General features: G+C 43.3%; 11 protein-coding genes. 5 read left to right on the top strand and 6 right to left on the bottom strand.

Annotated elements, in window-relative coordinates:
• The first annotated feature begins 259 nt into the window (after window positions 1–259).
• Window positions 260–1,468, top strand: a complete 1,209-nt coding sequence (locus tag LC608_RS03620) for an HhoA/HhoB/HtrA family serine endopeptidase (RefSeq protein WP_229552218.1) — start codon at window positions 260–262, stop codon at window positions 1,466–1,468.
• A gap of 241 nt (window positions 1,469–1,709) precedes the next feature.
• Here LC608_RS03620 and LC608_RS03615 read toward each other — a convergent pair whose 3' ends face one another.
• From LC608_RS03615 to ispD, 3 genes are all read right to left on the bottom strand, one after another.
• Complete coding sequence (locus LC608_RS03615) at window positions 1,710–2,057, bottom strand: DUF760 domain-containing protein (protein WP_118162998.1); 348 nt, start codon at window positions 2,055–2,057, stop codon at window positions 1,710–1,712.
• A 198-nt stretch (window positions 2,058–2,255) separates the two neighbouring features.
• Window positions 2,256–2,792: an SMC-Scp complex subunit ScpB gene (gene scpB, locus LC608_RS03610; RefSeq protein WP_229552217.1), complete on the bottom strand. Its 537-nt coding sequence runs from the start codon at window positions 2,790–2,792 to the stop codon at window positions 2,256–2,258.
• Between the two features lie 248 nt (window positions 2,793–3,040).
• The gene (gene ispD, locus LC608_RS03605) at window positions 3,041–3,724 is read right to left on the bottom strand and encodes a 2-C-methyl-D-erythritol 4-phosphate cytidylyltransferase (RefSeq protein WP_229552216.1); all 684 of its coding nucleotides are present in this window, start codon (window positions 3,722–3,724) and stop codon (window positions 3,041–3,043) included.
• A gap of 69 nt (window positions 3,725–3,793) precedes the next feature.
• On the opposite strand from ispD, the gene LC608_RS03600 reads away from it, so the two are divergent.
• Complete coding sequence (locus LC608_RS03600; protein WP_229552215.1) at window positions 3,794–4,753, top strand: glycosyltransferase family 9 protein; 960 nt, start codon at window positions 3,794–3,796, stop codon at window positions 4,751–4,753.
• Between the two features lie 235 nt (window positions 4,754–4,988).
• On the opposite strand, the gene LC608_RS03595 is transcribed toward LC608_RS03600, so the two are convergent.
• Window positions 4,989–5,474: a CRR6 family NdhI maturation factor gene (locus tag LC608_RS03595; protein WP_229552214.1), complete on the bottom strand. Its 486-nt coding sequence runs from the start codon at window positions 5,472–5,474 to the stop codon at window positions 4,989–4,991.
• A 647-nt stretch (window positions 5,475–6,121) separates the two neighbouring features.
• Between LC608_RS03595 and LC608_RS03590 the strand changes: the two genes are divergently transcribed.
• Window positions 6,122–6,568, top strand: coding sequence for a Fur family transcriptional regulator (locus tag LC608_RS03590; RefSeq protein ID WP_229552213.1), 447 nt, complete (start codon window positions 6,122–6,124; stop codon window positions 6,566–6,568).
• An 88-nt stretch (window positions 6,569–6,656) separates the two neighbouring features.
• Here LC608_RS03590 and LC608_RS03585 read toward each other — a convergent pair whose 3' ends face one another.
• Window positions 6,657–7,070, bottom strand: a complete 414-nt coding sequence (locus LC608_RS03585) for a pentapeptide repeat-containing protein (protein WP_229552212.1) — start codon at window positions 7,068–7,070, stop codon at window positions 6,657–6,659.
• Window positions 7,071–7,659: 589 nt separating this feature from the next.
• On the opposite strand from LC608_RS03585, the gene LC608_RS03580 reads away from it, so the two are divergent.
• Complete coding sequence (locus LC608_RS03580; RefSeq protein WP_229552211.1) at window positions 7,660–9,432, top strand: DUF3685 domain-containing protein; 1,773 nt, start codon at window positions 7,660–7,662, stop codon at window positions 9,430–9,432.
• 71 nt (window positions 9,433–9,503) lie between these two features.
• Window positions 9,504–10,211: a diacylglycerol/polyprenol kinase family protein gene (locus LC608_RS03575; RefSeq protein ID WP_229552210.1), complete on the top strand. Its 708-nt coding sequence runs from the start codon at window positions 9,504–9,506 to the stop codon at window positions 10,209–10,211.
• Window positions 10,212–10,575: 364 nt separating this feature from the next.
• On the opposite strand, the gene LC608_RS03570 is transcribed toward LC608_RS03575, so the two are convergent.
• Window positions 10,576–12,030: an NAD(P)/FAD-dependent oxidoreductase gene (locus LC608_RS03570; RefSeq protein WP_229552209.1), complete on the bottom strand. Its 1,455-nt coding sequence runs from the start codon at window positions 12,028–12,030 to the stop codon at window positions 10,576–10,578.
• Window positions 12,031–12,063: the final 33 nt, after the last annotated feature.

The following is a 12,063-nucleotide window of genomic DNA, read 5'->3' as shown; positions in this document are numbered from 1 at the left end:
ATACAGGTCAAGAGCGCATTAACTTTAAATTTTAAATGGGAAAAGTGGGGAGTGGGGGAACGAGGGAGCAGGGGAGCAGTTCTTGCTGGGGGCAAAGGGAAGAATAAAAATTACCTTTTTCCCCTCTGATCCAAGCTTTGTGCCCCTCCGCCTCTTGTGCCCAATCCCTAATTCCTCGTAAATTGATCTGTCCACTTGCCGTTAGCTTGACTACACTTAGAAATTAGCAACTGCATTTCTGTCCTTAAGCAGAATGATTATGAAGTTATCCTTAAAGCAACTGGCGATTTATGTATTTTTACTGCTGTTTGGCTGTGGTGCAGGTTTATTTGGCAGTCGCTATCTCCTGCTCAAAAATTCTTCGTTCCTACAGTTAAAAAATGTAACAATGGCTTCGCCTCCAGAATCTGTAGTGCCAAATTCTTCTAACGGAGCGATTGGGGCTACTGGGGGTGATAATGTGAATTTTATTGCAACGGCAGTGCAAAAAGTTGGTCCGGCTGTGGTGCGAATTAACGCCACTCGCAAAGTCGCCAATCCTATCTCTGACGCTTTGAAAAATCCCCTCTTGCGGCGATTCTTTGGAGAGGATGAGCAACCAATTCCCCAAGAACGCATTGAGCGCGGTACAGGATCGGGATTTATTTTGAGCGAAGATGGAAAATTACTCACCAACGCTCATGTGGTAGCTGATACAGATACAGTACAAGTCACCCTCAAGGATGGTCGGAGTCTAGAGGGGAAGGTGGTAGGAGTTGATTCGGTGACAGATGTGGCGGTGGTAAAAATAAAAGCAAATCATTTACCGACAGTGAAGTTAGGCAATTCGCAAAACTTAATACCAGGACAATGGGCGATCGCTATTGGCAATCCTCTTGGTTTAGATAATACTGTCACTATCGGCATTGTCAGCGCTACAGACCGCACCAGCACTCAAGTTGGTGTTCCAGATAAGCGAGTCAGCTTTATCCAAACTGATGCCGCAATTAATCCTGGTAATTCTGGTGGCCCCTTGTTAAACGCCCAAGGCGAAGTGATTGGTGTTAACACTGCCATCCGCGCTGATGCTCAAGGACTTGGTTTCGCCATCCCGATTGAAACCGCCGCCCGCATTGCTAATGAACTTTTTACCAAAGGGCGTGTGCAACATCCCTTTTTGGGTATTGAAATGGCAGACCTTTCTCCCACTAGAAAACAGCAGATTAATCAAGAAAATCAGATCAATATTCAACAGGATGCTGGGATTGTAATTAAAGGAGTCACAGATGATTCCCCAGCCAAGCGTGGAGGACTGCTTCCAGGAGACGTGATTCAAAAAGTTAACGGTAAACCAGTCAAAATCTCAGCCCAAGTCCAGAAGCTCGTAGAGTCCAGCACAGTTGGCGACATCTTAGTGATCGAAGTCAACCGTAGCGGTAAAATTCAAACCTTCAAAGTCCAATCAGGAGCTTATCCTGAAAGGAAGTAGTCAAAATAATTCGTAATTGCAAGACGCTTTCTAAGATACGCTGCGCCTAGCTCGCTTCTTTGCAGGAGTAAGCGAATTTGCTACCGCTACGTAATCAGTGGAAGCTTTAACTCTCCACAAGTATCTTGTTAACCACTGAATTAAAAATTCAGTGTGGGCTACTGTAACCTTTTGAATTACGAATTACGAACTACAAATTAGTAATTATTTGGTCAATAGTTCCAGAATATTTGACTACTAACTATTGACCATTAGACAAATGCTCTAACTGCATTCTTTGTTCCATCTGGCGCAGAAAATACCCTGTCATCATGGCCGACGCTAGAAGCCCAGCTAAATTCTCCCGATCTGTTGTGATTTGCACATTGAAATTTTCTGGCGGGAGCATTCCCACAAGCCCTTGGACATTTTGCGAGATGATTTGTTTAATTTCGGGGCTGGCGGACTGAGCAATCCTGGCTAAAACATCAGGAGACTGATGCTGTAGATATTTGAGTAACTGATTGGGGTATTGCTCAGAGTGGTCTGAAAGAAGTTGATTAGGGTGTTCCTCAGAGTTGTCATTTAAAAAGTCAGGATTAAACACCATTGGCAGTTTTATTTTAGCTTAATTGCTAACTCCACTTTAAACCATAGTACAAGGGTAGCGCATTCACCACAGGTATAAGTCAAGAGGAGGGGAGTGGGGCAGAAGAGGCAGAGGGGCAGGGGGCAGGGGGCAGGGGAAAGAGGTAATTTTTATTTTCTCCCTTGCCCCCAGAACTGCTCCTGGCTTCCTCCCCAGTCCCTACTCCCCACTCCCCACTCCCTCCAGTTCTAGTTCTAGTTGTTCTTCCTTCTGGCTAGTGGAAAGTATTTGGGGGAGTTGTTCGATTTGGAAATATTGATGAAATTTTGGGGTTACTTGAAGTGAATAGGAGCGAGAATCGCTGTCTCGACGCTTGTGGATGAAACCAAGTTCTACGAGTTCTGGAACGTGCTGATATACTCCTGAACCGCGCAGGTTAATCAAGTCGCTCTGGAGTATGGGACTATTTAGGGCGATCGCAGCTAAAGTCCGCAATGCACCTACACCCAATTCTACTGGTATCATCGTTTGCACTAAGTCATGAAAATCAGACCGTAGTTGCAAACTGTAACCATCTGAAGTTTCTACTACCTCTAAGGCGCTATCTCGGTGGGCATAGTTGTCCATTAGTTCAATTATGCCTTCTTTGACAGTGGCGCGATCGCACGCGGCATACTCGGCAATTTCGCCGAGCGACAAGGGTTTACCCTTTAAATACAGAATTGCTTCTATCTTTGTCGCTGTGGCTGTAATCATTTAGTTATTAGTCATTTTTCATTAGTTATTAGTCATTTTTCATTGGTCATTAGTCATTTGTCATTGGTCATTAGTACATGACAACTAACAATCAACAAGTGTGTGGCATTATATCTTAAATTGTCAAAATATTGTTTGAAACTCTCAAATTGGGAATTGGGCATGGGGCATTAGTTATTCCAACCCTGCCTCCCCTGCCTCCCCTGCCTCCCCTGCTCCCTGCTCCCTGCTCCCCACCCCCCACTTTCTCAAAAGCCTCTAGTTGTGAGAATAAATTCTGCGATCGCTAAATCTTGGGGAGTTGTCACTTTTAAATTTGTCTCTTCTCCCTCGACAATCCGCACTTCAATACCACATTTTTCAAATAAAGCCGCGTCGTCAGTTACTTCCCAGCCTTGACGGACACCTTCAGCGTGGCACTGTTTCAACAATTTGACATCAAATCCTTGGGGGGTTTGTGCCGCCCATAATTGCCGTCTATCAGGTGTTTTTTGAATTATGCCTTGTTCATCGACAACTTTAATGGTGTCTTTAACGGGTACACCAGCAATTAAACCGGGACAGTGGCGAATGGCTTGGGCACAAGAGTTAAATAAATCTGGTGTGGCCAGGCATCTAGCCCCATCATGAATCAACACTTGTTCTGCGGCTACTGGTAACGCCTGCAAGCCATTGTAAACAGATTCTTGGCGGGTGGAACCACCTGTAATCAATTCCACTGGTTTAGTCAGCTTCAAATCGGCGAGAATTGCGTTGAAGTCTGGCCAATCCGTAGGTTGGGAAATAATTCCGATCCAATTGATTGTACTGGCGGCTTCTGCGGCTAATAAAGTCCAGGCAATAATTGGTTGCGATCGCACAAGTAGCAGGAGTTTATTGCGGTTACTCCCCATTCTTTTTCCGGTTCCCGCAGCTGGAATTAGTAAATACACAGAATTCCTCAATCTTTAAGCTATATATTTTCCCCTAAAATAGGGAGCGAGTAAGCGTCAATAAATATTATGCGAGTAGTAGCCCTTGTACCTGGCGGAATTGGCGACCAAATTCTCTTTTTTCCGACTCTAGATGACCTCAAGCGCAATTACCCTAATGCTCAGATAGATGTCGTTGTTGAACCCCGGTCAAAGGCTGCCTATCGAGTGAGCAAGTCAGTTCACGAGGTACTGGCCTTTGATTTTCAAGACCGTAACAGTCTGGCAGATTGGGGTAACTTGGTGGGGACAATTCGCGATCGCGAATACGATGTTGCCATTGCTGTTAAGCAAAATTGGTTGATGGGTCTTTTAGTCTGGTTGACGGGAATTCCCACACGCATTGGCTACCAAGGCAAAGGAGCGGTTTTTCTTACCCATGCTGTGCCATTTAAACCATCCCAGTATGCGGCGGCAGTATATCATGATTTGCTGCAACCATTAACCATAAAAACCCCTGTCCCAGAATTAGCTGTAAATGTGCCAAAAACAGATATTGACTGGGCAGAAAAGGAACAAAAACGCTTAGGCGTGCATGAAACAGGTTATATCTTGATTCATGGCGGTTCTGGCCAGTTATCCCAGGATAAAGAACTGGATAAAATCTACCCTGTCCAGAAGTGGCACCAAATTATTCAAAACTTCCAAGATAAGCAACCCGATCTGCCTGTGGTGGTCATTAAGGGAGTTGACGATGAGCAGTTTGTGCGATCGCTTCTGGGGTCTTCTCCAGATATCAAAGTGACTGCCCCAGATGATATTGGTAAGTTAGCTGCCATAATTGCCGGGGCAAATCTGATGTTGTCTACTGATAGTGCGGCACTACAACTGAGTGTTGCAGTCCAAACCTATACCATCGCCCTATTTGGCCCCACTGATCCAGCGAAGTTGTTGCCGAAAAACGATAAATTCCTGGCCATTGAATCCCCCACGGGAAAAACGGCGGATGTTTCACCAAACGCAGTTTTGGAGAGAATTTGGGGCGGCTAAACCAGCAGTTTGTCTCAACTTCTGCAATCAGTCTATTGGATATCCAATATAGTTATGGGTTTGTTGAATGACCGCAAAACCTGGATGTGACAGCTAGATTTTGCGGTTATTCTGAAGAAGAATACAAAATTCAGAATACAGAAGTCAGAATCAAGACGTTCTTTATGAGACGCTGCGCTATCCACCAGTCGCTTAATCTTCTTCTGAATTCTGGCTCCTGACACCTGAATTCTTATTAAAATATCTCAAAAAAAGCATCCTCTAATTCATAACCCAGCATTTGGGCCATCGACTTCAGCCGTGAGAGGCTAGGGATGTTTTGTTGTTTGAGCCAATCACCTAAAATAAAGATTTTGTGCATCAAGAATATTTCTAAGGCTTCAGGATTGTATTGAATGCCTTCTTTGGAACTGAACTGGTGTGGTACAAGCATGGCGCTATAACGAGCAAATTCTCCAGCTTTCCAATCTAGTAAAAATGGCAACCAAGGATATTTGGCATCTAGGCGCACAAACCACAGCCGCACCTCTGGAATTTCTGAGAGTTCCCGTGGATCGCCAGGTTCGAGTTCATAATTGATATCAAAGCGTAGCTGCTGTTCATGGGATGCGGCCCCCTCTTGCAGCAGTTGTTCAATCACCGTTGACGCAGGCGACAGATCCAGATTGTTAATGAAGTCATTATTGAGTGCGATCGCAATTGTCTTTGATTCAGCAGCCACTTTTTTGATGCTCAACTGTAGGATCGACAATCTACAGTAGCAGCTTTCAGGCATTGACGCTAGATTGACCTTTAGGAATAAATTAGTATTTATCAATACTTTATTTGCTGATAATTGGTCAACCTATACAAGGTCTATACACAAGTCTGACCTCCTCTAATTTATTTGATAGTTTTGCTTAGTTTCCGCTTGTTATCAAAAATATACATCTAGTTGCTAGCCTTGATATGAGGAGATGGCGGTGCCTGGGGCGGGCTACGCCTACGCCACTCACGTATACCGAATTTTTAAAGTTAAATGTTACTTTTGTAATGGCGATAAATACTTGCCTTTAACTAAAAAATTACTACACGATTAATATGGTGTGACATTAAAATTAGCCTACTTGGGGCAGGCGTTACCTTTCCCTAGGTGGACATTTACAGCAATTTTAAGTTAAAGTTGTAATGAGTTTGTTTTAGATTAAGGTCTGACAAAGTAGCCGTCAATAAGCAAAAAAATCATTATCGTAACCTGTAACTTCCGCAGCATCAAAAGCCAAAACACAAGTACAGGTAGAAAAAGTGGTATGCAATATCATTGCATATATTAAATAAGCAATAAACATTTAACTGGGAAAATTCCCTCAACAGTTAAGAAGCTGTAATATGCAAAAACAAACAATTTCTACAAAACCAATTCGTTCCCTAGAAGATGCGCTTGACCAGTGCCAAATTCTGGGTATGCGCGTCAGCCGTCAGCGTCGCTTTATTCTGGAATTACTTTGGCAAGCAAATGAACATCTTTCTGCTAGAGAGATTTACGATCGCTTGAACCACCAAGGCAAAGATATCGGTCATACTTCTGTCTATCAAAATTTAGAAGCATTATCTAGTCAAGGCATCATTGAGTGTATTGAACGCTGTGATGGGCGTTTGTACGGCAATATCAGTGATTCTCACAGTCATGTAAACTGTATAGATACAAATCAAATTCTTGATGTTCATGTGGAATTGCCAGAAGAGTTAATCCGCAAAATTGAAGAAGAAACAGGAGTGCGAATTACTGACTACAGTATTAACTTTGTTGGCTACCGTAATCCGCAAGAGGAGTAGAGAGGAGGGGAGGCAGGGGAAGCAGGGGAAGAAGACTATTGATTGATTCTGAGCAATGCCCAATGCCCAATGCCCTATTCCCTATTCCCTATTCCCCAATAGAATTATTACCAAAAATTGTCTCATCATCGACATCATCATATAAATCTTCTGGTAAAATTGTGCCTTCGGAGCTTTCAATTAGCCCGATCGCAGGGAGTTTGTTCCAATTATTATCTGTATTTGTCGAAATTTTAACGGTGTTTAAGAAAGGCTGCTGCGATGCCTGCGGCGGTAAACTACGCAAATGTTTCAATCTTTGAAACAATTGGGAGAAGAAAGCATCATTATCGCTGGCTAATTTTTTATTAGCCTCAGGGAGAATGCCATCAAATAAGCAGGCGTTAGTGAGATTAGCAGAATTAAGATTTGTTCCCATAAGATTTGCTTGTTGCAGGTTTGCCCCGATTAACTCTGCATTGGATAAGTTTGTCTGCTCAAGATTTACCCCAGTTAAAATCACCTAAACCGTATAGTTTAAAAATCTGGCTCGTATCACGCTCGCGCAAGTCCCTAATGTCAATTTTTTTTACGTAGACGCATACTCCTACGGAGAAGCAAGCTACGCGGAGCGTCTCGTAGAGAAGCGGCTTGCCGCAGGCTACCACAGAGACGCAGAGCAAACACAGAGAAGAAAACAATGCTTAACTGATTGGCACTGAGTTAGCAATTTCAACTCAGCAGTCACAGCCTCAGCACAAAAATATTCTCCTAACTTAATATGCGAAAACTAAATTAAACTTTTCTGCGCGGCAGTTGCTACAACGAGGGGAACCCCCGCAACGCGCTGCCTTGCCTCTTTGGCTGTGGGTGAGGTATCCGAACCCTGAATTTTAAAGTAACTGCCCAAAGTTGACAAAAACTAGTTTTTCTATAACCAGGTTCTGACTCAATCACAGCGCTCGTTTCTAAATCAGCTAGCTGTTGCTGCGCCCATGTCTTTAAATCAACTGGTTTAACAGCGAAAACAGGTAACAATGGGAAAGACAAAGTTTTATGTCAAAGCTGTTTTCTGATTGGTAAAAAACAGTGCTTATGTAATTGAGTAGACTATGAGCGATCGCCCTTTAAAATTATTGTTAATCGACCAAGACCCAATTTTTCGTCTGGGATTACGGGTAGCTCTGGAAGCAATTCCTAACCTAGAAGTAACAGGAGTGGTAGAAACTGATACTGCTGCCTTGCAGATTTTAGCAGAAATTGCCCAAGAAGACCCAAATCAGGTAAATCTGGTGGTTTTGGAATTCGGTAATGGTCGCTCCATCACCAGTCAACAGCTAGGTTTACAATTCTGTCGGCAACTCAGAGCCTTATATCCCAACCTGCCAATTTTGCTTCTCAGTTCTATTCAAGAACAAGGACTGCTATTGGCTGCGAAATCTATTGGTATTAATGGCTACTGCCCCAAAGGTACAGCACTTCCTGAATTAGTCGCCGCCATGCAAAAAGTTGCAAATGGTGGTTGCTATTGGTTCCAGGACACGCAAGCAATAATAACTCCTAACTCCTCACTCCTAACTCCTAACTTCCCACTCCCCACTCCCCACTCCCAACTTCCCTTCTCTAAACTCCGAAATAATTTACGTTTGTCAGGAATTGCACATATTGAAGCTACCCTAGGTGCAGTAACAGCACAATTACAAGTTCCAGGACTACCAGTATTAGATCGAGCAATTCTAGCTGGACAGAGGCGAGAACTGCTAGCGGCTCGTTGGTTGCTAAATCGATTGTTGGTTTCATCACAAGAAAAGCAAGAAGAAGATATTCCCGTTGCAGATGAGCCGCCTATAACTCCTTGGTTGAGTAATGCCATTCAACCAAGGCAAACTGTGCCATCTTTACTTAGTCCGGGAACACTACAATCTGCATTATTTACATCTTGTGTTACTAAACTTCAATTTCCTTTACGAAATGTCACAGATATACCTTTAGAAATCGACATATTTCGTGAAGATAAAAAACGAGAATTACTTTATCTTATCCTGCAAAAACTAGCTGAACAGTTGGATGAATTACGTGCTTCTCAAATAGATATAAATCAATTATATGAGGTCAAAGTTAGCTTATTACGCGAGTTATGGCAAGCAGCAATTACAGATTTTTTTGGAAAGTTTTCTCGGATAGAATTAGAAAATCAAAACATAGAAATTGTTAATTATTTATTACTAAGTATAGAAGTTGTTCAAAGAGATATTCTTAATAAGATTCCGTTAGTTTGCGAGTTGTATTCCTATCTAATGTTTCAAACAGAATTGAACATTGATAATACCTCCTATCCAGTAATCAGTGCCGAAGCTAAGTCCCAAGCATTAATGATTTTAGAGAACTTGTTGATTCAGGTAGCGAATGGGGTAGTGCAACCACTACTCAACTCTTTAGCAGATGCAGAGGTGATTAAGCAAAACTTTTATGGACAGCAATTGATTTCCACAAGAGAGATTGAACGATTTAGAAATGATTTGTCGTGGAAATATAGATTAAAAAAATATATAAATGAGCCAAAAGCTGTTTTTGAAAGCCGCTACGAACTATTTGTAATTGCGCCTCGTGGTATTGCTAATACATCAGTTTATGCTCCTCGAAATCATGAGTTAAAAAAACTTTCTAATATTCCTTTAATAGTGACATTACTTTTAGAATTTAGTGATGCGATCGCACCGCGTTTAAAATCACTATTAGCTTTTGTAGGTAGCGGTATAGTCTTCATTCTCACGCAAATAATCGGTAGAGGTTTAGGTTTAATCGGTCGTGGTATTCTTCAAGGTATTGGTAATGCTTCGTCAATAGAAAAGAATTTTAGACGAAATAGCGATCGATTCAAGTGAAGAGGCAGGGGGCAGGGGGCAGGGGGCAGGGAGCAGGGAGCAGGGGAAGAAGAATTATTGACAAATGACTAATGACTAATGATTTTATCGGACTAGCAATTTCTTATGTTTACGCTATTGGTCTGCTCGTTATTGGCGAGGGACTACGTAGGCTGTTTGGTGTAAAGCCGGATTTGACCCGCAAGGTAATCCATATTGGTGCAGGGATGTGGGTTTTTGGTGCCCTGCTACTGTTTAACCACTGGGAAATCGGAATTATACCTTTTGCTAGCTTTATCGGACTCAACTATTTGTTTTACCGCTACCGAATCATTGGTGCAATGGATACCCAAGATAGCTCACCTGGTACAGTTTATTTCGCTATCTCAGTGACGCTGCTTTTCGGGCTACTGTGGCGACCAGATGGGCCAGTAGATAGCGTTGCGATCGCTGTTGCTGGGATAATGGCGATGACCTGGGGGGATGCACTAGCAGCATTAATCGGTAGACGCTTCGGGCAGCATAAATACCAAGTGGGAAATTCTGTGCGTTCCTGGGAAGGTTCAGCAGCAATGTTTGTAGTGAGTACAGTAGTGATTTTTTTAGTGCTGTTGCTGCTACCGGGTTCCTCGCTGAGTCCGCTAGGAAAACCTTTTAGTTTGGCATGGGCCCTATTGACGGCGGTAATAACTGCTACTTTCGCCACCTTAGCAGAGGCAGTCTCACCCCACGGTACAGATAACCTCAGTGTGCCTCTAGTAGCGGCTGGGGTAGTGTGGGTAATAATGCAGAGGTTTTAAACCAAAATCTAACTTCCGAGTTCAAAGGCTCAACTTCCGAGTTCAAAGGCTCAACGTCCGAGTTCAAAGGCTCAACGTCCGAGTTCAAAGGCTCAACTTCCGAGTTCAGAAGCTCAACTTCCGAGTTCAAAGGCTCAACTTCCGAGTTCAAAGGCTCAACGTCCGAGTTCAAAGGCTCAACGTCCGAGTTCAGAGGCTCAACGTCCGAGTTCAGAGGCTCAACGTCCGAGTTCAGAGGCTCAACGTCCGAGTTCAAAGGCTCAACGTCCGAGTTCAAAGGCTCAACGTCCGAGTTCAGAGCTAGTAATGAATACAAGACTTACCTTGATAGCACTAATTCTAATTCCCCACTCCCCACCCCCACTCATAAATTCCAATTGCGGCGGAAATGGAAGAAGCCTTCTAAGAACTCTTGCAAAGGAATATTGCTATTTAACCTTTGTTTACTCCACTCTCTTACAGCTTGTTCCAGAATTTCTGAAAAACTCGGATAGACGGGAGATAAATTTGCTAAATCTTTGACTTTCATTTTTTGGGACATTGCCAAGGCAATCAAATTAATCAACTCTCCAGCTTCTGCCCCCAATATCGAAGCTCCCAAAATTTCGCCGTTATGTCGCACAATTAATTTACACATACCAGTGGTTTCATCCCGAAGTTGGGCTGCTGCCACTGTTTTAAAATATTGTCGCAAAACTAAAACTTCATCTCGACTAAAGAGGCGTTTTGCCTGCGCCTCTGTTAAACCCACTTGCGCCACCATCGGCACAGAAAACATTGCCCAAGGAATGAAGCGATAATCTACTCGTAACCTGGGGAAAAAGAGGGTATTGTTCAGGGCAATTTTTGCTTCATAATTAGCGATATTGGCAAAGTCGTAACCACCAATTACATCACCACAGGCGTAAATGCGGTGGTTAGTGGTTTGGAGTTTATCATTCACTACCAAGCTACGCCGATGCCATTTCACACCTACTGTTGCCAAATTTAGAGATTCAAGATTCGGCTGTTGTCCAGTTGCTACTAAAATCTCATCAGTTTCAATAGCTTTATCTCCTGCTTGAATCCACTTTTTATCCTCAATTAGCCTCACCTGAGTCACTGGTTTATCAGTGAAGACGCGCACACCTTCGACTTCCAACTGTGCCTGAAGCAATATGGCTATCTCAGGGTCAATATTGGGTAGAACATAAGGGTGTTTGACTACCAGCGTCACACTGCAACCAAACCGCGCTAAAGTTTGAGCAATTTCAATGCTTTGGGGAATTCCGCCGATAATTACCAAATTTTTGGGTAATGTCCCTCGCTGTAAGGATTGCCAAATATTAGATAAAGTTAGGTAGCCAGTGGCTTGCAATCCTTCAATATCTGGAATTTCTGGACGCGAACCACTGGCCAGCAAATAGGCACGGGCGCGTAATAGGCGATTGTTAACGGCAAAAGCCAGTTGAGGTGAAGATTGAAATTGACCACTGCCAACGATGATATCTACCCCTGACGCGGCTAGGATGGCTGGAGAATGCTGTTCTTTGAGATTTGAGGCGACGCATTGAGCATACAGCATAGCTTCTTGCCATGCCATAGATATGTGGCATTCTTCTGAGGTATCAGTGTGTGTGGCATGAATACCAAAACTAGGGGCATCATTCAACTTCTGCGCCAGCTTACCGATTTCGGTAAGAGCATAATGATGAGTAAACCCGTAGTCTACTTTAGGTTCCACCAGGGCAACTGTAGCATGTAGTTGGATTGCAGCAAGGGCAGCGTAGTATCCAGCAAGACTGCCGCCAATAATTACAACATCGTAGTCAACGGTCACATGAATTAAGAGTTAGGAGTTAGGAATTAAGAG

Source organism: Nostoc sp. XA010 (assembly GCF_020829625.1).
Lineage (GTDB): Bacteria > Cyanobacteriota > Cyanobacteriia > Cyanobacteriales > Nostocaceae > Nostoc.
The sequence above is the reverse complement of the archived record's forward strand: the minus strand, read 5'-3'. Positions and strand labels throughout refer to the sequence as shown.

What these genes read in the sequence shown, in the direction of transcription:
- LC608_RS03620 (WP_229552218.1), top strand. Translation starts at nt 260, where the DNA reads ATGAAGTTATCCTTAAAGCAACTGGCGATTTATGTATTTTTACTGCTG.
- LC608_RS03615 (WP_118162998.1), bottom strand. Translation starts at nt 2,057, where the DNA reads ATGGTGTTTAATCCTGACTTTTTAAATGACAACTCTGAGGAACACCCT.
- scpB (WP_229552217.1), bottom strand. Translation starts at nt 2,792, where the DNA reads ATGATTACAGCCACAGCGACAAAGATAGAAGCAATTCTGTATTTAAAG.
- LC608_RS03600 (WP_229552215.1), top strand. Translation starts at nt 3,794, where the DNA reads ATGCGAGTAGTAGCCCTTGTACCTGGCGGAATTGGCGACCAAATTCTC.
- LC608_RS03590 (WP_229552213.1), top strand. Translation starts at nt 6,122, where the DNA reads ATGCAAAAACAAACAATTTCTACAAAACCAATTCGTTCCCTAGAAGAT.
- LC608_RS03580 (WP_229552211.1), top strand. Translation starts at nt 7,660, where the DNA reads ATGAGCGATCGCCCTTTAAAATTATTGTTAATCGACCAAGACCCAATT.
- LC608_RS03575 (WP_229552210.1), top strand. Translation starts at nt 9,504, where the DNA reads ATGACTAATGATTTTATCGGACTAGCAATTTCTTATGTTTACGCTATT.